The organism is Flavobacterium procerum, assembly GCF_042431625.1.
Lineage (GTDB): Bacteria > Bacteroidota > Bacteroidia > Flavobacteriales > Flavobacteriaceae > Flavobacterium > Flavobacterium procerum.
In genome coordinates this window covers 20,782-46,034 of record NZ_JBHLYW010000015.1, presented here as the reverse complement: position 1 = coordinate 46,034, position 25,253 = coordinate 20,782, and the positions used below count along the sequence as shown (strand labels likewise).

The 25,253-nt window shown below is 36.8% G+C and carries 15 protein-coding genes; 7 read left to right on the top strand and 8 right to left on the bottom strand.

Annotated features, from left to right (window positions below; all coding sequences use genetic code 11):
• The 6 genes from ACFFLS_RS19010 to ACFFLS_RS18985 form a co-directional block, all read right to left on the bottom strand.
• Positions 1–6,141 (bottom strand): hypothetical protein (locus ACFFLS_RS19010; protein WP_379689591.1); only part of this gene is annotated, 6,141 nt, incomplete at its 3' end.
• 132 nt (positions 6,142–6,273) lie between these two features.
• Positions 6,274–11,844: a PorP/SprF family type IX secretion system membrane protein gene (locus tag ACFFLS_RS19005; RefSeq protein ID WP_379689588.1), complete on the bottom strand. Its 5,571-nt coding sequence runs from the start codon at positions 11,842–11,844 to the stop codon at positions 6,274–6,276.
• Between the two features lies 1 nt (position 11,845).
• Complete coding sequence (gene sprC, locus ACFFLS_RS19000; protein ID WP_379684140.1) at positions 11,846–13,318, bottom strand: gliding motility protein SprC; 1,473 nt, start codon at positions 13,316–13,318, stop codon at positions 11,846–11,848.
• Entirely contained in the window at positions 13,315–13,707 is a 393-nt protein-coding gene (locus ACFFLS_RS18995) for a hypothetical protein (RefSeq protein WP_379684141.1), read from the bottom strand. Before ACFFLS_RS18995 ends, sprC begins: the two co-directional genes overlap by 4 nt.
• Positions 13,708–13,808: 101 nt before the next feature.
• Positions 13,809–15,101, bottom strand: a complete 1,293-nt coding sequence (locus ACFFLS_RS18990) for a beta-helix domain-containing protein (RefSeq protein ID WP_379684142.1) — start codon at positions 15,099–15,101, stop codon at positions 13,809–13,811.
• Between the two features lie 189 nt (positions 15,102–15,290).
• Entirely contained in the window at positions 15,291–15,743 is a 453-nt protein-coding gene (locus ACFFLS_RS18985; RefSeq protein WP_379684143.1) for a hypothetical protein, read from the bottom strand.
• A 433-nt stretch (positions 15,744–16,176) separates the two neighbouring features.
• On the opposite strand from ACFFLS_RS18985, the gene ACFFLS_RS18980 reads away from it, so the two are divergent.
• The 4 genes from ACFFLS_RS18980 (at position 16,177) to recA (ending at position 19,468) form a co-directional block, all read left to right on the top strand.
• Positions 16,177–17,325 (top strand): DNA polymerase III subunit, encoded by a 1,149-nt coding sequence (locus tag ACFFLS_RS18980; RefSeq protein ID WP_379684144.1) that lies wholly within the window; start codon positions 16,177–16,179, stop codon positions 17,323–17,325.
• Between the two features lie 7 nt (positions 17,326–17,332).
• Entirely contained in the window at positions 17,333–17,716 is a 384-nt protein-coding gene (locus ACFFLS_RS18975; protein ID WP_379684145.1) for a DoxX family protein, read from the top strand.
• Positions 17,717–17,805: 89 nt separating this feature from the next.
• Positions 17,806–18,315: an acyl-CoA thioesterase gene (locus ACFFLS_RS18970; protein ID WP_135224015.1), complete on the top strand. Its 510-nt coding sequence runs from the start codon at positions 17,806–17,808 to the stop codon at positions 18,313–18,315.
• Positions 18,316–18,460: 145 nt separating this feature from the next.
• On the top strand, positions 18,461–19,468 hold the full coding sequence (recA, locus tag ACFFLS_RS18965; protein WP_379684146.1) for a recombinase RecA: 1,008 nt from the start codon (positions 18,461–18,463) through the stop codon (positions 19,466–19,468).
• A gap of 560 nt (positions 19,469–20,028) precedes the next feature.
• Here recA and ACFFLS_RS18960 read toward each other — a convergent pair.
• Complete coding sequence (locus tag ACFFLS_RS18960) at positions 20,029–20,769, bottom strand: lysophospholipid acyltransferase family protein (RefSeq protein ID WP_379684147.1); 741 nt, start codon at positions 20,767–20,769, stop codon at positions 20,029–20,031.
• A gap of 264 nt (positions 20,770–21,033) precedes the next feature.
• Between ACFFLS_RS18960 and trpS the strand changes: the two genes are divergently transcribed.
• Positions 21,034–22,008 (top strand): tryptophan--tRNA ligase, encoded by a 975-nt coding sequence (gene trpS, locus ACFFLS_RS18955; protein ID WP_379684148.1) that lies wholly within the window; start codon positions 21,034–21,036, stop codon positions 22,006–22,008.
• A gap of 36 nt (positions 22,009–22,044) precedes the next feature.
• Complete coding sequence (locus ACFFLS_RS18950; RefSeq protein ID WP_379684149.1) at positions 22,045–22,449, top strand: hypothetical protein; 405 nt, start codon at positions 22,045–22,047, stop codon at positions 22,447–22,449.
• A 242-nt stretch (positions 22,450–22,691) separates the two neighbouring features.
• Here ACFFLS_RS18950 and dprA read toward each other — a convergent pair whose 3' ends face one another.
• Positions 22,692–23,795, bottom strand: a complete 1,104-nt coding sequence (gene dprA / locus ACFFLS_RS18945) for a DNA-processing protein DprA (protein WP_379684150.1) — start codon at positions 23,793–23,795, stop codon at positions 22,692–22,694.
• 224 nt (positions 23,796–24,019) lie between these two features.
• On the opposite strand from dprA, the gene ACFFLS_RS18940 reads away from it, so the two are divergent.
• Complete coding sequence (locus ACFFLS_RS18940) at positions 24,020–24,991, top strand: HU domain-containing protein (protein ID WP_379684151.1); 972 nt, start codon at positions 24,020–24,022, stop codon at positions 24,989–24,991.
• Positions 24,992–25,253 lie beyond the last annotated feature (262 nt).

The following is a 25,253-nucleotide window of genomic DNA, read 5'->3' as shown; positions in this document are numbered from 1 at the left end:
AGCAAGACCTGCAAAAACACCTGTAGTGTTACTAGCAGCTGAGCCAGATGGAGAGGTGATTGCGAATGTCAATGGCGCAACTCCGTTTGTAGCCGTAGCCGTAACCGTAGTAGTAGTAGCCGTACAGGTAACAGCTGCTGCGCTGAAAGCTAAATCAGTCGGTGGGTTTAATCTATTGATTGTAATTGTCTGTACTGGTGTACTACATCCTTGTGCATCACGAACTACATAAGAAATAGTTCTATTTGTTCCATTATCTGTTACAGATAAAGTACGTGTACTGCTAAAAGTTGTACCACCATCAAAACTATATTGATAAGGTGATGTTCCCGTTGTCGGAACTGCAATAGTTACAGTTGCAGCTTGTTTTACATTTGATGCATCACAAGTAAATGTCGTTGCAGTAGCAGTTGCTGTTAAAGTTGTAGGCTGAGCAATAACTATGCTTCCAACAGCAGATGTACATCCGTTGCTGTCCTTAACTTGATAAGAATAAGTTCCTGCCGCTAATCCTGTATAAGCAGAATTTGCTACAAAATTCGTTGGCACTGGTGTTGTTGTACTATTATAGAATAAATAAGTATAACCACCTGAACCTCCTGCTCCGCTTAACTGTACTGATCCTGTTGAAGCACCGTTACATGTAGCATCAACTTTTGTAGCTGTAACTGTAGGATACACTATGGCGTTAACGATAGCGCTTACTGTAGTTATACATCCTGTTGAATCTGTAATTTCAAAAGTATAGGTATCAGCAACAGTTGCTCCTGTATATACAAAAGAGTTTCCTGCTACAGCAACACTACTTCCGTAGGTTCCTGAACCTCTTCTAACTCTATAAGAATAGGCACTAGTTCCTCCAGTAATTGTAACTGTAATTGAAGCATTTGGAGATGTTGTACAATCTAAAGTTTTTGTAATAGCTGCTGATCCTTGCAACTGTGGTGCAATAACAATATTGCTTATTGCTGCTGTACAGTTATTACTGTCAGTTACCACAATATTGTGCGTTCCAGGACCAACATTTGTAAATGTATTAGACGTTTGAGCCGCAGCTCCGTCTAAACTATAAGTTAATGTTCCCGCTCCTGTAGCAGTCACTACAAGCGTAGACTGGTTTACAGTATCGTAACATAAATCTGAACTTGCTGCCAACGAAGCTGTTGGAGGTGTTGGAGAATTAATATTTACACTTGCTGAAGCCGGAGAAGAACAAGAATTTGCATCTCTAACTACAACTGTGTAAGTTCCTGTTGCAACATTTGTAAATACATTAGAGGTTTGGTACGGAGTTACAACTGTAGTTCCGTTTGCCGCTCTTAATTCGTATTGGTAGTTAGGTGTTCCTCCTGTTACAGTTGCTGTAATAGAAGCACCATTTGTACAAGTTGGTTGCGCAGTAACCTGAGCCGTTACAGCTAAAGCTGCTGGAGCAGAAATTACTTGGCTGAATGGGAAAACACAGCTTGAAGCCGCATTATTGAAACGAACTCTAATTGCATAAGTTCTGTTTGTCAATCCTGTAGCTGTAACTGGAGATACTTTAGAATTTATCCAAGTAGCTCCATTATCTAATGAATAATCAAATCCGTAAGGAAGATTAAAATTCTGTGCCGCAATTGTAATTTCTCCATTATTAGCACCTGGACAAGTAAGGTTCTTGAATCCTGTGATAGACGCGCTGAAAGCTTTATTGCTGTCAATAACAATCGGGAAATCTTTTTGCGCAATACATGATTCTGGAATCTGACGAACCCAGATATCATCAACAGCTAAATCATTTCCATCAATTACCTGGCTATAAGATAAAATAACAAAATCTAATGATGTATTATTTCCAGGATTTAAGGTTAAAACTTGACCATTTCCTAAATCGGTAGTATTATGCCATTTTTCATCGCGAGGTATACCTTGTGTATCTTTTGACGCACCCGGAATTGCAACTCCATTTTTCTGAAGCTGGATTGTAAGCCTAGGAGAAGGTAAATTATTATCTGCCGCTAATAAATTCAACATATAAAGCGATACCTGAATATCTTGATTCGGTATTACATCATTAATTGTTTTTCTGTATAAAATTCCGCCAGGAGGTACAACTCCACCCACGTTTACAGCTAAAAATCTACCATCGGTAATATGAGGTGTGTTGTTAATAACTGAAGTATTGTCTTTTGGTAAGTTCCATCTGAATCCATCTTTGTGTTCTGGTATCAATGCCTGTGTTACAACATATTCACCATCATTTAATAAGATAGGCATATAAGCATTAGGACAGTCAGGAACATAATCCTGTCTTTCCCAACAGTAATTCGGGTGAATTCCATCAACTTTTACGTCTGGTCCTCTTCCGAAATCTTCTCTCAATAAGTTACTGTATGTAGGTACTGTAGAGGCTCTGTATCGTACAGAAACTGTATGACTTCCAGAAGGAACATTAGTAAATACATTATTAGTTATAGGAGTATTAGCAACTCCATCAAGGTAATATTCGTAAGTATAATTAGAAACTCCGTTTGTAACTGTTACTGTACTTGTTGCAGTACCATCGCAATTAAACACTGGATCTTCTACCCTAATAGTAGGATCAGATGGTCTAGGATCTAAAATAATGTCGTAAGGAATGGTAAACATACATCCTAAAGCATCTCTTACTACTAAAACATAAGTTCCTGGTAAAACATCCTTTTCATTAGTAGCTTGCCACGTTGCTCCTCCGTCAAAACTGTACTGATAATTTGGTGTACCTCCTTGAACGTTATTAATTCTTAATTTTCCTCCTTGGTTAACACCTGTCGCATCCGGAAGTGTACATCCTGCAAGTGCAGCTACACCAGCAGAAGCCGATATTGCAGACGTTGGTCCCGTAATTGTAACTGGTTCGCTTGGTCCAAAACAATCTTTTGTTGCAACGTTTGGCCAGTTTGTAATTGGATATGTAACACTGTATTTTACTTTTACAATATAGTTACCCGGTTGCAAATTAGAGAATACTGGGCTTGACTGATAGCTAGCTCCGTCGTTTATACTATAAGCCATAGTATATCCATTTGCATTCGTAAGATTCACTCTGATTTCTGAGCTTCCGTCATAACAATTACTGTTCGTATGCGAAACCGTATATTGTGGCGTCGGCATTGCAGGAACTCTAACTGTTATTGTTTTTTCGCAAAGTCTCGAATCACGAACACGAATTGTATAATCTCTCGCAGTCGGCGTCATGATGATAATAGCATTCTGATCCGTATTATCATTTTCTGATGAAGCCTGAGGTGTAGTCGATCCATCAACAAAGAATGAATAACCGCCACTTCCTCCGCTTGCTGATATTTTATATTTACCTTCGCTACAAGCAGTAAGCGGTGTTATAGCAGTTGCAGTAAGATTAAGTTCTGATGGAGGATTGTTTATATATTTTCCTATAGATCCAGAACATATTTTTGTGTTGCCGTCCATGGTATAAACTTCAACAGTATAATATTTACCTGGAGCAGGAGTAAATGTATAAACGTTTGCTGTAATTGGCCCAACCTGCTGAATTAAAACATTATTATCATAAAGAGCAAAATAATAATTAGAGAAACCAGCTGTTGCACTTACAGTAATTCTTCCGTTTTCTCCATAACAATTTGGATGCTCATTCGGATTTTCTACAACAGGACTCATTGTTAAAGAACGAATCTCTATTCTTCCCGATCTAAAAACGCAAGTGTTAGGAACATTTTTAAGTCTGTAGTTGATTACGTAAGTACCAGCATTCCAAAAATCAATATCAAAAGAGTTACTATCCTGCCAACCTGTTGTTGCATTAGTAGCAACATTTGTTAGACTGTATTCGTAACCTGTAAGCAACTGAGCGGTAATGTTACCTTTATTATTACAGATAATGTCTTTATGAGTTTCTGTAATCGAAACGTCAGTTTTATAAACATTAAAATAATAACGGTTCTGGCAGCCATTTACATTTATGGTAACACGATAATAACCTGCTTCGTTGGCTGTAAACAATGAACCGTTTGGTCCAGCTGAAACCCATGCACAACTTGTTCTCTCGTCAGCACAAAGTTCAGATAAATCTTCTGGTCTCGCACAGTTTGTCTTTTCCCAGACAATTGTAGCGCCACTTAAATTAAGGTTGATTAATCTCGAATCATTTGTACCACAAAGATGAATTTTAGGTAATGGTTTACCATCGATTAAACATCCCGGAATGGTTCCATCTGGATTTCTATTATCTGCATATGGTATAATTGGGTTTGTTCGTACACCGCCTCCATCTACAACAGTAATAATTTCCTGTAAATCGATACAAGGAGGATTTGCTGTATTGTAAACGTAATAAACACCTGGCTGTGTCACAGTAAGTGTCTGGCTTGTTCCAATTACCGGTGTGCCCGAAGAATTTCTTGACCAAGAATAACTTCTATAACCACCAGATGCAGAAATTGTCATACTAGAAGTACAGATTTCTGTTCTTCTGTTTCTACATGCATCTAAGCCTACCAAAAAGTTAGTTGACTGTGGTACTATATTACATCCCGTAGTCGAAGAATAACTATTGTCACCAAAGTTGGTTCCGGAACCTCCTAAATCACCTACATAAGATGTTCTTGCTGTATTCTGAATTAAATTCGAACAAGCATCTGTTAATTTAGAACAGTCGTCTACAACTTTTACCTTAAAACGGATAGTATATTCTGGTGATCTGTTTGGAACAGCAGCAACATAACTATTCGGTATAGTAAATGTTAATGTTCTAGTTGTTGGATTATACTGAACATATGAATTTCCAGCCGCAGTTGTTGGAATAGTCATTCCTGGCGGAAGCTCCATTAAGTCAGATGGGAAATTAAAATCTGTATTTATAGGAAGCTGATCGGTAATCGTAAATGATTTCGCATTATCATTCCCTTCATTTTTAAATTTTAATTCATATCGAAGTTCTTCTCCTAAAATAACATCTTTACCAGATGCATCAGCATTATTAATATCTTTTACTCCTTTTGTTAAAACAATTTTCGGCGCAATAATGTCAACCGAAAAGGCGGTAAAATAATAAATATATACGTCGGTGGTTGTCGCTAAGGTTATGGTCGCCTGCGTATCATTATTTTTAATAATATTAGACGAAGGATCAATATCAATTACACCCGTATCAAAACCTAATGTATTTCTACTCTTCGGCTCTCTATCAAGATAAAGAGAACCTAAGCTGTTGATTGTACTATTGAAAAAGTTGTTAGCATTACCCACTCTTGGTCTAGTAGGTGGCGTAATAGTCGTTCCGTTTATTTGAAGATAATCTCCAGTATAACCTAAATCTCCTTCAAGAGCCGCAAATGCAAAACGTGCCTTAACCGGACCCGTAGGGATAGTAGTAAAACCAGTAATTACTGTATTATTTGGCCCTCCACCTTGCTGTCTTGCTGTAAAACCGTTAAAAGTAGAAATCGCTTTTGTAGGCAAACTCGAATCTTCATAAACGATAAAAAGAGACCAACCAGCAGATAAACCAGTTCCTCCATTAGATCCTTGACTCGAAATTACGTTCGCAACGGTATATGTACCATTTGGATTTGTTTCGCTTAATAAATTGGTAACATCCGCAAAACAAGCATAAGCCTGAGTATTATCAGGATTAATACCACCGGCAGGAGTTGTAATATCATGAATAATCGTTCCCGTAATATTTTGATAGTTACTATTAGATGTATTTGGGACCTTTAGCTTTACTGTATTAATATTTCTTCTGTCGGTACCATTTAAGGTAGCAGCCCAATACAGTGCCGCATAGGCAACTCTATAACAAGGAGATCCAGGAGCTCTGTTATTAGGTACCGTAAGATTGGCACTACTTGAACTAAAAATTCCAGGTGTCGCTCCGTTGTCGATATTGATATAACGCATATCAAAATTACCGTTCAGACCGGTTCCGTCATAATCACTGTTCGGACTAGCAGTCTCGTTACCTCTCCAGTCCGTTGTGCGCCTGTTCAGAATGTTATTTCCAATAACAAGAATATCTCCCTTGAGCTGCGCATTGTATTGTCTATCGAACGTCTTCCAATTCTGAGCCGAGACAATATCACATTGCAAAAACAACAAAAATAAAATTGCAATTTTTAGAATAGTAGGTTTTTTCATGGTATTTACTTTATTGGGCCTTGTTTCTTGTTCTAAGGGGCATTAGAACTTAAAATTCCAGCGCTTTAAACTCTTATTTACAAATGCTTTTTCTCTTTTAAAAGCACACTAACTATATATTCGTAACTCTTATTAATTCTCCACTTTTACAATGGCCATATTACCGTTGTATGGTTTGTTTCCTTTTGCTTCCAATGCCTTGGTCGCTTCTTGCAACCCATCAAATTTCTCATAATAGATGTAATATTTACTTGTGGTCACATTGTAAAAGAAATTAACGTCTGAACGTCCCGCAGCTACCGCCTTCGTTAAAAACTCATCACGTTTCTCGATACTGTTATGAACTGCCAAAATCAAATAATAACCATTTTCAGAATTTTTAATATTCTTGATGATCTGCATATTTGACTGTTCTTCACCAAAATCAAAATCGCTTGCCGTTAATGGCGTGTTGCTTACTTTGGTTGTTTCCTTAATACGTTTCAACGCTGCAAGATCCTGAGCATACCTTCCTTGATCATTTTCATAAGCTGCACGTTTAATTCTACGTTTACGCTCAATTTCAGTTTCAGTTTTGATACGTTCTAAATCTGACAGTAAAGCCGCGCCTTCAAGTTCCATTTTTAACTGAGCCGCTTTCAACTCGTTAATTTTCTCCAAATAAGCCCTGTTTAGAGGATCATTTTTCGGGAACTTTTTAACTCTTTCATTATATAAGTTCGTCAGTTTTGCAATTTCATTTTTCATGCTGGTATTCGCTTCAGCAATCTGGATTTTCAATGCTTCAATCTGACTGTTTTCAGCTGCTACACTCTTAAATGGTTTAGGCTCTTTGTAAATTCCTTTTTCACTTAAATCATTCTCTTCTTTCAAATCATTCAAGTCTTTTTGTTTGTTGGCAACTGTAGCTTTGAATTGTGCTAATAAATCCGTTTGTACTTTGCCAACACCTTCTAAAGACTGAGTTAGATTATCTATTGCTTTTGCTGTCTCATCTTTTGCTGCTGCCTCTGCTGCCAATTTAGCTTGTAATGCTTCTGCATCAGCTTTTGCTTTTGCTTCTGCTGCTAATTTCGCTTGACGAGCTTCTTCCTCAACTCTTGCTTTTTCTTCAGCTGCCTGTTTCTTCTGTAATGCCTCTGCATCGGCTTTAGCTTTGGCGTCAGCTGCTAGTTTTGCTTTAAGAGCTTCTGCGTCTGCTTTCGCTTGAGCATCGGCTGCTAATTTCGCTTGACGAGCTTCTTCCTCAACTCTTGCTTTTTCTTCAGCGGCCTGTTTCTTTTGTAATGCTTCTGCATCGGCTTTAGCTTTGGCATCAGCTGCTAGTTTTGCTTTAAGAGCTTCTGCGTCTGCTTTGGCTTGAGCATCAGCTTTAGCTTTTTCTTCAGCGGCCTGTTTCTTTTGTAATGCCTCTGCATCGGCTTTCGCTTTAGCGTCGGCTGCTAGTTTTGCTTTAAGAGCTTCTGCATCTGCTTTGGCTTTCGCATCGGCTGCTAGTTTCGCTTGACGAACTTCTTCATCAGCTTTAGCTTTTTCTTCAGCTGCTTGTTTCTTCTGTAATGCTTCTGCATCGGCTTTAGCTTTGGCATCAGCTGCTAGTTTTGCTTTAAGAGCTTCCGCGTCTGCTTTAGCTTGGGCGTCGGCTGCTAGTTTCGCTTGACGAGCTTCTTCATCAGCTTTAGCTTTTTCATCAGCTGCTTGTTTAGCTTGTAATGCTTGTGCATCTGCTTTCGCTTTAGCGTCAGCAGCTAGTTTTGCCTTAAGAGCTTCTGCGTCTGCTTTGGCTTGAGCATCAGCTGCTAGTTTCGCTTGACGAGCTTCTTCGGCTTCCTGAAGTTTTTTAGCTTCAGCTTCGGCTTTTGCTTTAGCAGTAGCTTCTGCATCGGCTTTTACTTTTGCATCTGCAAGAAGTTGTGCCTGAAGTGCTTCCATATCTGCTTTGGCTTTTGCATCTGCAGCTAATTTTGCTTGTCTTGCTTCTTCAGCTTGTTTTATCTTAAGAGCTTCAGCATCTGCTTTCGCTTTTTCCTCTGCTGCTAATTTTGCTTGTTTAGCTTCTTCGGCCTGTTTTACTTTTAATGCTTCTGCATCTGCTTTTGCTTTTGCTTCAGCAGCCAGTTTTGCTTGACGAGCTTCTTCGGCTTCCTGAAGTTTTTTCGCTTCTGCATCGGCTTTGGCTTTGGCAGTAGCTTCAGCATCGGCTTTTACTTTTGCGTCTGCAAGAAGTTGTGCTTGTAAAGCTTCCATATCTGCTTTGGCTTTTGCATCTGCCACCAATTGCGCTTGTTTTGCTTCTTCAGCTTGTTTTATTCTCAGTGCTTCTGCATCAGCTTTCGCTTTGGCCTCAGCAGCTAACTGTGCTTTTTTAGCTTCAGCATCGGCTTTGGCTTTATTCTCTGCATCAAGTTTCGCCTGTTTAGCTTCCTGAGCTTGTTTAACTTTTAATGCTTCCGCATCTGCTTTGGCTTGTGCCTCGGCTGCTAATCTCGCTTTCTTAGCTTCTGCATCTGCTTGAGTTTTGGCTTCTGCTTCAAGTTTAGCTTGTTTTGCCTCTTCAGCTTGTTTCAGTTTCAATGCTTCAGCATCTGCTTTGGCTTTATTGTCTGCATCAAGTTTAGCTTGCTTAGCTTCCTGAGCTTGTTTAACTTTTAATGCTTCCGCATCTGCTTTAGCTTGTGCTTCTGCCGCTAATCTTGCTTTCTTAGCTTCTGCATCTGCTTGAGTTTTGGCTTCTGCTTCAAGTTTAGCTTGTTTCTTTTCTTCTTCTTGTTTCAGTTTCAATGCTTCAGCATCTGCTTTAGCTTTATTGTCTGCATCAAGTTTAGCTTGCTTAGCTTCCTGAGCTTGTTTAACTTTTAGTGCTTCTGCATCTGCTTTAGCTTGTGCTTCTGCAGCTAATCTTGCTTTCTTGGCTTCTGCATCAGCTTGAGCTTTTGCTTCTGCTTCAAGTTTAGCTTGTTTCTTTTCTTCTTCTTGTTTCAGTTTCAATGCTTCAGCGTCAGCTTTTGCTTTTGCTTCTGCATCAAGTTTAGCTTGTTTTGCTTCTTCTGCTTGTTTCAATTTCAGTGCTTCAGCATCTGCTTTCGCTTTTGCTTCTGCAGCTAATTTTGCTTGAGCTACCTCTGCATCCGCTTTCGCTTTTGCCTCAGCTGCCAGTTGAGCTTGTTTCGCTTCTTCGGCTTGTTTTGCTTTGGCTTCTTCAGCTTGTTTCAATTTCAGTGCTTCAGCATCGGCTTTTGCTTTTGCTTCTGTGGCTAATTTCGCTTGAGCTGCCTCTGCATCCGCTTTTGCTTTTGCCTCAGCTGCCAATTGAGCTTGTTTTGCTTCTTCGGCTTGTTTTAATTTCAATGCCTCTGCATCAGCTTTGGCTTTTGCTTCTGCGGCTATTATTGCTTGCCTTGCTTCTGCATCTGCTTTTGCTTTTGCTTCTGCGGCTAATCTTTCTTTTAATGCAGCCTCTTCTGCGGCTTTTGCTTTTGCATCTGCGGCAGCTTTCGCTTTGTTTGCTGCATCAATATTTGCTTTTGTTTTTGCAGCTGCGGCAGCTTTCGCTTTTGCTTCTGCGGCTAACCTTGCCTGAAGTGCATCTGAATCGGCTTTGGCTTTTGCATCCGCGGCAAGAATAGACTGTAAATCGGCCTCTTCTGCTTTTGCTTTTGCATCGGCTTTACGTTTTGCTTCTGCGGCATCTGCTTTTGCTTTTGCATCTGCAGCTAACTGTGCTTTACGAGCTTCTGCATCAGCTTTAGCTTTTTCTTCAGCTGCTAATTTTGCTTTTGCTGCAGCTTCAGCATCGGCTTTTGATTTATCAGCAGCTAATTGAGCTGCTGTTTTTTGCGTAGTTGCCGGCGTTGTAGCCCCAGTTTGTTTTGCCTGAGATTCTGCATCTGCTTTAGCTTTTGCATCAGCGGCTAATTTAATTCGCAACGCCTCAGCATCTGCTTTAGATTTGTCAGCAGCTAACTGCGCTGGTGTTTTCTGAGCGTCTGCAGTTTGTTTAGCCTGTGCTTCTGCATCTGCTTTAGCTTTTGCTTCTGCGGCTAACTTAATTCTCAATGCCTCAGCATCTGCCTTAGCTTTATTATCTGCTGCTAATTGTGCAGCTGTTTTTTGTGCAGCCGTTGCTCCTGGCTTATTAGCAATTGCCTGTGCTCTCGCTGCGGCAGCTGCATCTACTTTTGCTTTATTATCTGCTGCTAATTGTGCTCTACGAGCTTCTGCATCGGCTCTTGCTTTATCGGCAGCTAATTGTGTTTGTGTTTTTTGTTTTTCAGCAACTGCTTGTTTTGCGGTCACAGTTTGCGCTCTTGCGGCAGCTGCTGCATCAGCTTTAGCTTTATTATCTGCTTCTAATTGTGCTTTACGAGCTTCTGCATCGGTTTTTGCTTTATCGGCAGCTAATTGTACTTGTGCTTTTTGTTTTTCGGCAACTGCTTGTTTTGCAGCTGCACTCTCTGCTCTTGCGGCAGCGGCAGCATCTGCTTTAGTTTTAGCATCGGCGGCTAATTTTATTTTAAGAGCTTGAGCATCTGCTTTAGCTTTATTGTCTGCTTCTAGTTTTGCTTTCGCTGCAGCTTCGGCATCAGCCTTAGCTTTTTCGGCAGCTGCCAGTCTTTTTTGTTTTGCTTCCGCATCTGCTTGTGCTTTTGCTTCTGCAGCCAATCTGTTCTTTTCAGCTATTTCAGCTCTATTAACCTGAGTTGTCTCTGATTTTGGCTTAGCTGGAACTGGTTTTGGTTTTGACGGATCTATTAAAGATCCTTCATCATCGTCACCGTAATAGTAATTTTTGTTTTTAAATTTATAAGCAATTGCAAATTCATGAGAACCTCCCATGTTTGTTAAATTGCCCATCCCTCTTTCATAATTGTATTCAATAGCAATGCTCGGAGTGATATTAACCCCAAGCCCAGCCGAAATTCCGTATAATGTATTATATCCAGCTTGTGCCCAAACTCCTTGTTGAAGTGACAGCATGGCAAGCCCAGATATAACCGTTTTATCTTTTTTAAGATCTGTTTTTACAATTCCCGAAAATTTACTTCTGTCAAAAAAACCGTAACTGTCAATATATCCAGTGTACATTGCATGAAGTGCGATTGCTCTTTCCGGGTCTTCCTTTACCATTCCTAATCCGAAATTGTAAAGAATTAAATTATTGATCGATAATCCGAAATCAATGAATTCTGTTCCGTAATTGATTCCAGGATTAACGGTAAGCATTGTATATCCAGGATAATCACCATTTAAAATGTCTGGATCATCAGAGATAATTTTTCCTTTATCCAATCCGCTTCTGTAAGCTCCAATATTTAAACCAAAAGTCAAATTACTGTCTTCTGCAAATGAAACATTGTGAGCAAAATTGACCACTCCACCAAAAACAGTCATTAAACCGTAATTCTGTTGAAATAAACCAACTGCAAAAGCTTCATTTTCTCTAAAACGTCCGGAATAATTTGCCAGATACGTTTGTGGAGCATTCTCAAACTGCACCCATTGTCTTTTGTTGTAGAAACTTGCATATGCATTTGTTTCTCGGACAAAACTGAAAGTTGGGTTAATTAAATATCTATTAAATCTTAATGAATTTCTGATTGGTAACGAAAACGAAACAACTCCATTCTCATTTTTTTGTTCTTGAGAATAGAGTACAATTGAAAAACCGCAAAATAACGTGATGAATAGTAAAAGTTTCTTCATATTATTTTAGAACAGTTATTGATCCTTTTTTTTCACCTTTGTCTGATTGAATGACATAGTAATAAACTGGATTGACATTTTTAAAATCTATATTGCTTTGTGGCCAGTCTCCTTGATAATTTACTGTATCGAGAACTATTTCTCCGTTTGAGCTAATAACAAGTACCTTGGTTGAAGCATTTTTGTATTCATCAGGAATATTCCAATACGGAATACTACCGCTTAATTTTATAACATTTGGGATTGCGCTTGCTGGCCCAGAATTTCCGTTAATTTTAAACGTAAACTCTCTCGTAGCAACACAGCCCGAAGATTGAGAAATTCTTACTTTATAATTACCTAAAACAGAAACCACATAGCTGCTTCCTGTTTCTCCAGCAATAAGATTATCGTTACGATACCATTGAAAAGTCGCTCCTGATGCACTTGTTGTGACAGTAACGTTTAGTGTTTCGCCTTCGCTCAGTGTATAATTGTCTGGAGCGTCAATGCTTGCGTCAAAACTATTGCTTTGTAGATTGATACTACCTGTTGCTTTACATCCTCCAAAATCTACCTCAACGCTATAAACTCCAGATTCGTTTGTAGAATAGGTTCTATTTGTAGCGCCAGAAATTGTCGTACCGTCTTTCTTCCAAACATAACTATTTCCAGAAGTTGCTGTTAAGACAGTTCCTGTTCCGCTTGCGCAGAATGGGTTTCCTAAACTTGAATTGATTGTTACTGATGATCCTGATGAAGATGTTGTTACATTAACACGATTTGAACTAAAGTTTTCGTCGTTACATCCTCCGTAATCAATTTGAACATAATAAACTCCAGGAGCATTTGCCACTAACGTTGTACCGCTTTGTCCTGCAATAGCAACATCATCTTTAAACCATTTGTATTTTAAGTTTGGATAATTTGCAGGTGATGAAGGCTGATCTGTTGGTGTTGGATTATCGATAGAAAGACTTATGCTCCCACCATTACATATCATCGCATTTTCTGTTCTATTATTGATATAAAACGACTCTACAAAGGTTCTGTAATAGACTGGAAAAGAAGTTACGTTCTGTGAATTTCTATATTTAACACTGTAAACAGGAGTAGCAGTAACGCTCTTTACTCGCAGACTATAAAGATCTGATCCCTTCAAATTTGTCGGAACCGCAAATTTTATAGTCTGTTGTTGTAAAGCAGCATTTTCTGTAAAAGAAAGTTTTGTTGTAGCGGTTGGTGTTGTAAAATTTCCCGCCTCATCTGAAAGCTCTATTTCAAAAGCTGTTCCGGCTGGAAAATCGACATAGCTGAAAGTTGCACTATACTCATTAAATGGCTTTCCATCAATAATCAGTCCCGCACAGATTCTAGGATAACCTAGCTGTTGCGGCACAATTGTAGCCTGAGCATAAGAATTCGTTTCAGTAAAAATTAAGATACTGAAAAACAGAATTAAACGATAAACTGACAGCGTAGTTTTTTGAATCATATATTGCGTGTTCTTGACAAATCTATACGCTCAAAAAACAATATGTCTATAAATGTTTCAGAAAAATCATATTTGTAGTTTTCGATGATATCTTTTGCAAGAATCGAAGTCGAAACAACAGATGAATCTTCTTGACAATCTGTAGCTGTTTTTGCTTCAGCCGCTATAGTAAGACTATCCTTGGGGTTGGACGGTCCTACTATAAACTGATTTGGATTTTCTATAAGACTGCCTGCAGTCTTTTGAATTTGGTTTGAACATAATGCCGATGCACCGCAAGATACAGCAGCCTTTGTAGGTTGTTCTGCTGTATTTTGTGCATATAGACTTAATGAAATAGGCGAAACCAAAAATATTGTATATATAAAATACTTTTTTGTAGATACCATTATGTTTTGATCTTTATTTGGTCCTGTAGAGACTTACATAAATTGTGTCTGGGGACTTTATTAATAAAATTTACGCGTGGAAAATAAAAATCGAAATTTATTTATCTATTGCCGCTAGAAGCCGTGATTTTTCCTAATTGTAATCTGTAATCTGGTTTTTTAGGATTTGCGATATCAATAAATGTTTCTTTGTTTGTACTTTGAGAGTAAACATTAAAGAAAACACTGTTTCCATACCAGCTTTCTAAATCTTCATTGTTAGAATTGTACTCAGTAAAGATATTTCCATTACATAAGTTAAAGAACATTTCCTCGAATTTGATTTTTTTAAGATTGGCATCATTGATCTCGATTTTACTGTCTAATAAAACAGCTGGGTTAAAACCAGAGATTACACTTCGTTTCATTTCTAGTGAAGCACTTTCTGCAACATATACAGCTTCTTTTACTAAGCCTGCTTGGATATCAGCTTTAATGTTTTCGCTGTCGTTAAGCATTGTAATATTTGTAGCAGCTACAAGAGTTTGTTTTTTAGTGAAGTCAGTTTCGTTCTTTTTCTCAAAAGATTTTACTTCAAAGCAACGAGATCCGTCTTTGTTACTAGACAAATAAGAAGATCTTACCGCTAAAGTATTGAATAAACGGCATTGTACACCTTGAGTAAATTTAAAATCGTCGTTGATTGATTTGTATGAAACTAATTTTGAAGCGTTCACATCACCTCCAAAAAAGGCAAATGAATCTCCTCCAGAATAGCTTACCATAACATTGTCAAGAATTGTTTTGCTACCAACACCAGCGGCAGTTAAACCGTTGAAAGAATCAACTCCTTTAACTTTTTTACCAGCAAACTCGATTCTCACATATCTTAAGATACCAGAGTTTCCAGCAACATTGTCACCACCATAAGTAGTAAGAGTTGGATCAAGGTCAAGGTTGTAAGAACCTACATTACCGAATTTGTTGATTGGAGCATCTCCAAGAAGTACGATTCCTCCCCAGTCTCCAGCTTTTTTCTGGCTACGGTTAGAAGTAAATACGATTGGGTCTGTTTCTAAACCGTCTGCAATAATTTGAGCACCTTTAGTAACTACCAAAGTTCCTTTTGTTTCAAAATCTCCAATGATTAATGTTCCAGGCTCGATTGTTAAAACCGCATTATTTGTAACATAAACATTTCCTTGCAATACGTAAACATTTCTCTTAAGCAATTTAGTATTAACAGAAATGTTTCCTGCTAAAATTTGATTTGCTTCTCCATACTCTACTTTGTTAGGCTTAAATTCGGTCCAATTATTTAACCAATTGTTGTAGCCCATAATTCCTTTCTCTTGTTGAGCATTCATACTCGCCACTGTCAAAAGAACGCAGATTAATTGAGTAATTTTTTTCATGATAAGGGGGTATTAGGGTTAATAATAAATTTGGGTATGCGTAAATGAAAAAACTCCTCTTGGGTTTTCCAAAAAAAATTCAGAATACTACAAGAGCGAGTTGTTTTTTAATTCTCTTTTATACTTTCTTCTAAAAATTACTCTATTTACGAAGAAAGAATAAAAAAGTTTTTTATAAAATTTATTTTTTTACATTTCGTTCAATTCATTAAACTCGTGTAAAGATTTTAATGTGTTTTCGTAAAATAAAATAGCCGCAATCAAATTTCCTTTATCAGAGTAAGGCATCATTTTTCTTTGAAACTCCACTGTAGTATCTAAGAAAGTAGAAGTACCTGTTGCCTGATTGTCTAAAATTTTCTTGTGATCACCATCGTCTGGAATACCAAGGTCGGCCATGGTAACTCCTGGTTTTGTAACCAACGCAATGTAAGGGAGAGTTTTTACTAGAACTTTAATACGTTCAATGTATAATTCCAAAAGTTCTCCTTTTTGCATACCGCTCAATTCTTTTTGATCATGGTATTTACGAATAAGAGCTGTTGTACTGATAATACTTCTTGGAGCATTTTTTGCCTGAGCCGAAACAGCTGCAGTTGTTAGTATAAAAAATGCGCTAAATAGAATAATTTTCCCTTTCATAGATTCTTATTTTATAATTGGTTGTTGATAAAAACAAAAATATATAAATTAACCCAAACTACAACTTTATTGATTTTTTTTTTCAAAAAAAAATCTTAAAAAAAACTTAAAACGGGCTCTTATGTCGAGAAAATGTGCGTTTTAACGGGGTTTTTGTTAAAATTGTTAAAGCCAAAACCGTAAGATATTCGCTATGAAAAAAGCCGTTTTTCATCGATTAAATAACCCGAAAAACCCTATGTTTGCCGCTTTTCCGGAAAAAATATTAACAAAAACATCCTGATATCTACTCAGGTTGAGCAGTTTATTAACAAAAATGTGTTTATAATCGAAGAAAAAAATGCAATCTGCCAATCGCATTTTCAAAAAAAAGTAGCGCATAAAGTTTGCTTCTAAAATTTTTGACTACATCATTTTCTTCTATCTTTGCTTCATGCAATTTTCTCAAATTTTAGGGCAAGATTATATCAAAAGCCATCTGATAAAAAGTGCGGCTTCCGGAAGAATTCCGCACGCACAATTATTTGTTGGTCCCGAAGGCAGTGGTACATTGGCCGCAGCTATCGCCTATTCGCAATATATCTTATGCAGTAATTCTGGAGACGAAAATTCAAACGGAAATGATTCCTGTAATCTAAAGTTTGATAACATCTCACATCCCGACCTGCATTTTATTTATCCGACTGTCACAACCGAAGACGTAAAAACCAAACCAAAAAGTATCGACTTTATTCAGGATTGGAGGACGTTTGTTTTACAAATGCCATATGGAGGCCTTTTTGACTGGTATAAAGTTTTAGGAGTTCAAAACAAACAAGGAGAAATAAGGGTCGAAGATGCGCAAGAAGTTCTAAAATCGTTTGCCTTAAAATCTTACGAGGGCGGTTACAAAATCATGATCATCTGGATGGCCGACAAAATGAACATTGCGGCTTCGAATAAACTTTTGAAACTTCTGGAAGAACCTGCAGAAAAAACTATTTTTATTCTCGTTTCAGAAAATGAAGAAGATATTATCCAAACTATTCGTTCCCGTTGTCAAGTAATTCACTTTAATGGACTTCCTGAAAAAATAATTGCCGAAGCGCTTGTAAAACAGGAAAATACAGATCCTAATTTTGCAAAAAAAATTGCACACCAAGCGCAGGGAAATTTTAACAAAGCATTGCATTTGCTCAAAGAAGACGATTCCGATTTACCATTCGAGCAGTGGTTTGTCAATTGGGTTCGTGCCGCCTTTCGCGCAAAAGGAAATGCCGCCGCCATTCAGGACTTGATTTCCTGGAGCGAAGAAATCGCTGGACTTGGCCGCGAAAGTCAGAAAAAATTTATTCAGTTTTGTATCGAAATGTTCCGCCAAGCTCTTTTATTAAATTATCAGGCGCCAAGTCTCGTTTACATAGAACCAAAAGTAGATAAGTTCAAACTCGAAAATTTTGCTCCATTCGTAAACGGAAATAATATCCATGAAATTTTCAAAGAACTTTCAGATGCGATGTATCACATCGAAAGAAATGGAAACGCTAAAATAATCCTGACCGATTTGTCTATCAAACTGACTCGTTTAATTCATAAAAAATAGATTTAAAATGAATAATGTTGCTTCAATCCTAATCCTGATTTTCTTAGCTCTTACTTTTTTGCAATCGGGTTACGAAAAAATTTTTTACTGGAATGACAATGTAACTTGGCTCAAAGAACATTTTTCTAAAACAAGATTAAAAAACCAAGTGCCACTCGCCTTACTGCATCTTCTAATTTTAGAATTGATTTCTGGTATTTTATGTGCTGTTGGCGTAATCCAATTACTATTAAAAAATGGACGCGAATTTGGTTTTTACGGAGCGATTTTTTCATGCATCTGTCTTTTGATGATGCTATTCGGACAGCGTTTAGCCAAAGATTACGATGGTGCGAGAACCATTGTAATTTATTTTATACCAGCCGTGATGGCAGTTTATTGGTTGAATTAAAACAACCAAAAGTAAAAAAATAAGCCACAGATTTCACAGACTCAAACAGACGTTAATGTGTGGCATTTAAAAAATTATTATTAAAAAAAATGAATCCAAAACACCCTTCAGAATCCTTAACAGTTTTAACCGATTTAGTTTTACCGAGCGAAACAAATCCTTTAAACAATCTTTTCGGCGGTGAATTACTGGCCCGAATGGATCGCGCAGCAAGTATTGCCGCACGCAGACATTCTCGTCGTATTGTAGTAACGGCTTCTGTAAATCATGTTGCTTTTAACAGAGCTATTTCACTCGGAAGCGTGGTAACTGTTGAGGCAAAAGTATCCAGATCTTTCAAAAGTTCTATGGAAGTATTTATCGACGTTTGGGTAGAAGACCGCGAGTCTGGAAACCGTACCAAAGCAAACGAAGCCATCTATACATTTGTTGCTGTTGATGATAACGGTAGACCTGTAGAAGTACCGCCTATTATTCCTGAAACAGAACTTGAAATTCAGCGCTTTGATGCTGCACTTAGAAGAAAACAACTTAGCTTATTGCTTGCCGGAAAAATAAAACCTTCTGATGCAACAGAATTGAAGGCTTTGTTTCTGTAGTCAAAATTGTGACAATTTGGAACAATCAAACTTCAAAAAAAGAAGTAATTTTACAACTTCTAAGCCCACCTAATAAAATTTTACGAAGAAATTTCTTTAATTTTGGCTGGAAAGGAAAATAAACAATTTAAGATATTTAGAAAAAATGAGTTCAGACAAAGAAGCCAAATTAAAAGCGTTACAGCTTACGCTTGATAAGCTTGATAAAACTTACGGAAAAGGAACCGTAATGAAAATGGGCGACAGAGCCATTGTAGAAGTAGAAACGATTTCTTCAGGATCTTTAGGTGTCGATTTAGCTCTTGGAGTAAACGGTTATCCAAAAGGAAGAATCATAGAAATATACGGACCGGAATCTTCTGGTAAAACAACTTTAACATTACACGCAATTGCAGAAGCTCAAAAAGCGGGCGGAATTGCTGCATTTATCGATGCAGAGCATGCTTTTGACAGAAATTATGCAGAAAAATTAAATGTTGATATTGAAAATCTAATCATTTCACAACCAGACAATGGTGAACAAGCTTTAGAAATTGCAGAAAACTTAATTCGTTCGGGAGCAATTGATATTGTTGTAATTGACTCGGTTGCAGCCTTAACGCCAAAAAGCGAAATTGAAGGCGAAATGGGAGATTCAAAAATGGGGCTTCATGCACGTTTGATGTCTCAGGCATTGAGAAAACTTACTGGAACTATCAGCAAAACAAACTGTACGGTTTTCTTCATCAACCAGCTTCGTGAAAAAATCGGTGTAATGTTCGGAAATCCTGAAACTACAACGGGAGGTAATGCCTTGAAATTCTACGCTTCTGTCCGTTTGGATATTCGTCGTTCTGCTCAAATCAAAGATGGTGAAAACGTAATCGGAAACAGAACTAAAGTTAAAATTGTTAAGAACAAAGTAGCTCCGCCTTTCAAAACTGCCGAATTTGATATCATGTACGGAGAAGGTGTTTCTAAAACTGGTGAAATCTTAGATTTAGCGGTTGAATTTGAAATCGTTAAAAAAGCTGGATCATGGTTCAGCTATGGTGATACAAAATTAGGACAAGGACGTGACGCTGTTAAAGCTTTAATTAAAGACAATCCAGAACTTGCTGAAGAACTGGAAATTAAAATTAAAGAACAAATCAAAGAAGCAGCAAACGCTTAAAATTATAAGCCATAAAAACGGCATCTTAAACCCGAAAGATTTTGAAAATCTTTCGGGTTTTTATTTTTTTTCAAAAAAAAAAATAAAAAGACGCAACCTTTTTTACAAAACCTCATCTTCATAAAAACATGTTTTAATTGGTATTGCCATAATACCTTTACCACATTTTTTTAGAATTTATATTGGTTGAATATTTGTATAAAAATCCGTTGGTTGACTTGGTGCTGACGGGTTTTTATCGTTTTTGAAAAAAAATTTCATCTTTCACGCAACCTTTTTCATTTTTCTGCATCTATACATATGTGACGTTAGCTTGAGTTGTAACCAAACTCTTTATTTTTCAACCATTAATATTTTTACCATGAAAGAAAAAATAGAATTGTTGTACAATAAAAACCGTAGAAAAACCAAACTAAAATTTAAAAAAGTATTGCGTTTTATTTCAGAAAAAATTATTCATAGATAACTTTTGAATAAAAATTGGGGGTTTTTAATTCAAAAAAAGCCGGTAGATTTTTAAGAAATCTACCGGCTTTTCATTTATTATTTTTTAATTGAATTTATTTCTGATATTCTAATAAACCATTTAAAATCATTGTTCTAACTTTATCCCTAAGCTCTTTTCTATGATCTGTTGTGAGACCTTCGGTTTCGACAAATGGTAGAATTTTTGCTCTCATTTTACCCGGACTTCCGCTTAGAAATGTATACGAAAAACGTTGTTTGTTATCTGGATAAACAATCGGCACAATCGGAATCTGGTGTTCTATAGCAAGCCGGAATGCTCCGTCTTTGAACTCATCAAGCAGTACGCTTTCGTCATCTGGCACGCCACCTTCAGGAAAAATGCATATGCTCAAACCTTGATTAAGACGACTCTGTGCTCTTTTAAAAACCTCGTTTTTGCTTCTTGAAGAACTTCTGTCAACCAAAATACAAGTTCTTTTATAGAAAAATCCGAACAATGGAATTTTTACTAGCTCTTTTTTCCCCACAAAAACAAATGGATTTTTAACCAGTACCAAAGTCAACATGATATCGGTCATCGAAGTATGATTAGCAACAATCATATAACTTTTGCCTTTAATAAGCTTCTGTTCTCTCTTGACGATATAATAAAAACCCATGCCAAAAAGAATGATGCGAGCCCAAATGCGAGCCATTTTAAAGAAATACGGATATCCCCTTTCCGAAATGATAGAAATGAGCAAAAATGGCAACATAACAAATATTGGAACCGCCATTAAAACGTAAAACCAAATGCGCCAAAAAATCCAAAAAACAATTTTAAGTACTTTCATAGCTTCAAATGTAGTAAAACGGAAATGAATAATAAACAACAATTTTTCTTGCAAATACTTTAACCGCAAAGAGCGCAAAGTTTATAGCCACAGATTAAAATGATTTTCACAGATTTTAAAATCCATTTAATCTGTGGCTATTACTTTTAAACACTTGGAGTTAGTAAACAAAAAATCTTTGTTCTCTTTACGGTAAAATCTCTGCGTGCTTTGCGATTAGAAAAAACATCACGACCTTTGCAGATAGAATAAGAAAAAACTAAAATGGCAAAAATACTTACTGGTGTTCAAAGTACAGGAACGCCTCACTTAGGAAATTTATTAGGAGCAATTATTCCAGCTATCGAATTATCGAACAATCCAGCAAACGAATCATTTTTGTTTATCGCTGATTTACATTCGATTACTCAAATTAAAGATGGAAAAACGTTAAGAGAAAACACCTTTAGTGTAGCGGCTGCATGGCTTGCTTTCGGACTGGATACGGATCGTATTACATTTTACAGACAGTCAGATGTAGTACAAACAACTGAGTTAAGTTGGTATTTAAGCTGTTTTTTTCCTTACCAGCGTCTGACTCTGGCACATTCTTTTAAAGATAAATCCGATCGTTTAAGCGATGTTAATGCTGGACTTTTTACTTATCCGATGTTAATGGCCGCTGACATTTTATTGTATGATGCTGAATTTGTTCCAGTTGGAAAAGATCAAGAGCAGCATTTAGAAATTACGCGTGATGTCGCTTCAAGATTCAACCATCAAATGGGAGAAACATTTGTACTTCCAGAAGCTATAACTCAGGAAGAAGGCAAATTGATTCCTGGAACAAATGGAGGAAAAATGAGTAAATCTGCCAACAATTACATCAATATTTTCTTGGATGATAAAGCGTTGCGCAAACAGATTATGAGTATCGAAACGGATAGTACGCCACTTGAAGCTCCAAAAAATCCTGATACTTGCAATGCATTTGCTATTTATTCTTTAATGGCAGATGAAGCTCAAATTGCAGAAATGAGAGCGAATTATCTAGCTGGAAATTACGGTTATGGTCACGCCAAACAAGCTATATTTGAATTGATTACAGAAAAATACAAAACAGAAAGAGAAAAATACAGCTATTACATAAACAATCTCGATGAAGTTGATGCACTTTTGAAAAAAGGTGCAGCAAAAGCAGCTTTGGTTGCAGACGAAGTTTTAAAAAGAGTTCGTGAGAAATTAGGATTTCAAAACTAAATCAAAAACTAGCTTTTAGAAATACATTGATAAACAATGACAAAAGAAGAAGCTGTTGAGGAATTAATGTACCAAAGCGGTGCTCATGAAAATGTACAAAGCAAAAGATGGGAAAATGGTTTTCTAGGGCAGTTGCGTCCCTTTCGTGGAGAACTACGCGAAGAAAATTACCATCTTGTTATGCAAGCTCTAAAAAGACTTGCTCCAGAAATGGAAAAAGATTTTGTTGACAAAAGAATCATAAGTTCGATTATGGCAATTACTCATTTGGGAAGAATGTGGGCCATACATCCAGAAGGAATGCTGCAAAGCAATAAACTTATTACTAAAGAACAGACAGAACAAATCGATGATTGGTTAACTGATATTTCGTATGCCGCATTTTGTCTTCTCGATGGAGCTGGTGCCGAAGAAGCTTTTTGGAATTATGATAACAAATGAAAATATTTAAAACCCGATCGGCCAAAAGCTTTTCGGGTTTTTGATTAAAGCTCAAAGCATTTATTTGAATTTTAATTGGATTTAATTGGAAAAAAACCGCTAAACATAGCTAAACTACATTTAAAGCCTTTAAATCAATCTTTGTTTGAGAATTGATATTCGATATCCAGAATTTCTTTTTTTTTGTTTAAATCCAAGAAAAACGATGTCAAAAAATTAGAATATAATTAAGAAATTACTCGTTAAATTATTTCAAACAATTTTCCAGGCAAAGGACGAACTATTCCTTTCAATTCCATATTCAAAAGGAGACCTGACATTTTAAAAATTGGGAAATCGCATTCTAATGCAATTATGTCTAGAAGTTCTTTTCCGTTTTTCATTAGAAAGTCATAGATTTTTTGTTCTTCAGGATTCAAATCAACAAAAAGTTGTTTTTGAATCGTTTTGCTTTTTAGTTGTACATCCCAATTCAGCATATAAATCAAATCTGCAGCTGATGTTAGAACACTGGCTTGCTGGGTTTTTATTAGATTATTACAGCCTTGACTATACTTGTCGGTAACTCGGCCCGGTACTGCAAAGACGTCACGATTATAATCATTTGCCATTTTGGCTGTTATGAGCGAACCACCCTTATCGGCAGATTCAATTACAATTGTGGCTTCAGACATACCAGCAACGATACGATTTCTGCGTACAAACTTGTCTTTATCCGGATTTGAATCGCTCCAGAATTCAGTGATAAAACCGCCGTTTTCTTCCATCTTCGCCATGTATTTCTTATGTACTTTCGGATAAATCTGATTCAGTCCATGCGCCAGTACGCCAATTGTCTGCAGACCTACATCGATTGCCGCTTGATGTGCCACGATATCCACACCATAAGCAAAACCACTTACGATAACAGGATTCAGCGGTATAAGATCATCAATTAGCTTTTTACAAAATTCGGTTCCATATGAGGTGATTTGTCTTGTTCCCACAATACTGATAATCTTACGGTCCTTTAAATCAATATTTCCAGTTGTAAAAATTAAAACTGGTGCATCAATACAATGTTTTAAACGCTCGGGATAATTCTCATCCTGAAAGTAAGAAACATTAATTCCCTCGGCATTTATATAAACTAGTTCTTTCTCTGCCTTCTGAAAAACCGTTTTATCCTTCAGATTTTTCAATAAGATAGAACCAACGCCATCTATTGCAGCAATTTGACTTATTTTTCCTTTAAATACGGCTTCGGCACTACCACAGGAAGTGAGTAATTTTTTAGCCATAATATCACCTACTCCGTCCACTTTTAACAGTGCTAATAAATAAAATAAATCTTGGTCGCTAAACATTATGTAAAATAGAAAATAATAAATTTGGAATAATTACAGCAAATATTATTAAAATAAAGTAATTTCTTAATAAAAAAGTATCACAAAAAATAGGAAAATTTGCAAAAAAAATAAAAACTGATTTTAAAAGTCTGATTTTAAGATTTATAAAATAAATTTTGGATTGTTAATAAAAATTGTGAATAAAATTTTGATAACTATATCGGTTCCATAACTTTGTTACTATGAAAATCGAAACATATATTTCTCAGTTATTGTATCGCTACGAGTGTGTAGCGATTCCCGGATTCGGTGCTTTTTTAACCGAAATTCAAACGGTACAGCTTAATGAAAGCACTAATTCGTTTTTTCCTCCAAAAAAAACAATTTCTTTCAATAGCCGTTTGAAAAATAACGACGGACTGCTAGCCAACCATATTGCGCAAGCAGAAAATACTTCGTATGGTTTTGCAGTAAGCGCCATAGCTTTTGAAGTTTTAAACTGGAAAAAAATCTTGGAGGAAAATGGTGTGCTTTCGCTAAAAAATATCGGCGAACTTCGTTTAAATTCAGAAAGCAACATTGTTTTTACACCAAACGACCATACCAATTACCTTGCAACTTCTTTTGGACTAAGCCCTTTTGTTTCGCCTATGGTGAAAAAAGAAATTTTTGAGAAAAAAATCGAAAAAATTGCTTCAAAAGAAAAAGATGCGGCGTTGCTACATGATAACGAAAATCATGTAAAAACATCAAACCCGTATCTACGTTATGCTGCTATATTTGTTTTGGGACTTGGAATTACAGGAAGTATTGGATATCCTATCTATCAAAATCAAATTGATTCTCAAACTCTTGTAGTTGAGCAAACGGTTCAGAAAAAAGTACAGAACAAAATTCAAGAAGCGACGTTTTTCATTCAGAGCCCACTTCCAGCTGTTACGCTTTCTGTTGATTCTGCAAAAGTTGAAACAGCAGAACCAAAAATGCCATATCATATTATGGCTGGTGCTTTTAGAAGTGAGCAGAATGCCGAAAAAGCTTATAACCAACTAATCAAAGACGGATACAAAGCAAGAATGCTTGGAGAAGACAAACACGGACTTTTTCCAGTCATATACGGAAGTTATGCTACGATGAAAGAAGCCGAAGAAGCTCAGAAAGAAATTCAAAAAGGCGAAAATCCAGAAGCATGGATTCTTATTGAAAATCTATAAAACCACAGAAAATCCTACTCGCAAGATAGGATTTTTTTTTGCTTTTTATTGATTCAAAAACATTCTATCAAAAATCTTACTTTTGAACTTTCTCAACTGTAACCATGACAATTCAATAAATAAAAAATTTGTCTGAATCGCTGTTTTGAAACCGCGCACAACATCTCCTATTTTGACAAACGAAGACAAAATCTTCTTCTGAAGGAAATCGAAATAAATCGCAAAAAACAAATACAATTCTTTATTGAATCCTGAATCCGTT

Bases quoted from the DNA above. Each gene is read 5' to 3' on its own strand.
- ACFFLS_RS19005 (WP_379689588.1), bottom strand. From the start codon at position 11,844: ATGAAGAAACTTTTACTATTCATCACGTTATTTTGCGGTTTTTCAATT.
- ACFFLS_RS18970 (WP_135224015.1), top strand. From the start codon at position 17,806: ATGAATCCAAAACACCCTTCAGAATCCTTAACAGTTTTAACCGATTTA.
- ACFFLS_RS18940 (WP_379684151.1), top strand. From the start codon at position 24,020: ATGAAAATCGAAACATATATTTCTCAGTTATTGTATCGCTACGAGTGT.
- ACFFLS_RS18975 (WP_379684145.1), top strand. From the start codon at position 17,333: ATGAATAATGTTGCTTCAATCCTAATCCTGATTTTCTTAGCTCTTACT.
- trpS (WP_379684148.1), top strand. From the start codon at position 21,034: ATGGCAAAAATACTTACTGGTGTTCAAAGTACAGGAACGCCTCACTTA.
- ACFFLS_RS18950 (WP_379684149.1), top strand. From the start codon at position 22,045: ATGACAAAAGAAGAAGCTGTTGAGGAATTAATGTACCAAAGCGGTGCT.
- ACFFLS_RS18995 (WP_379684141.1), bottom strand. From the start codon at position 13,707: ATGGTATCTACAAAAAAGTATTTTATATATACAATATTTTTGGTTTCG.
- ACFFLS_RS18980 (WP_379684144.1), top strand. From the start codon at position 16,177: ATGCAATTTTCTCAAATTTTAGGGCAAGATTATATCAAAAGCCATCTG.
- sprC (WP_379684140.1), bottom strand. From the start codon at position 13,318: ATGATTCAAAAAACTACGCTGTCAGTTTATCGTTTAATTCTGTTTTTC.
- ACFFLS_RS18960 (WP_379684147.1), bottom strand. From the start codon at position 20,769: ATGAAAGTACTTAAAATTGTTTTTTGGATTTTTTGGCGCATTTGGTTT.
- recA (WP_379684146.1), top strand. From the start codon at position 18,461: ATGAGTTCAGACAAAGAAGCCAAATTAAAAGCGTTACAGCTTACGCTT.
- ACFFLS_RS18990 (WP_379684142.1), bottom strand. From the start codon at position 15,101: ATGAAAAAAATTACTCAATTAATCTGCGTTCTTTTGACAGTGGCGAGT.
- ACFFLS_RS18985 (WP_379684143.1), bottom strand. From the start codon at position 15,743: ATGAAAGGGAAAATTATTCTATTTAGCGCATTTTTTATACTAACAACT.
- dprA (WP_379684150.1), bottom strand. From the start codon at position 23,795: ATGTTTAGCGACCAAGATTTATTTTATTTATTAGCACTGTTAAAAGTG.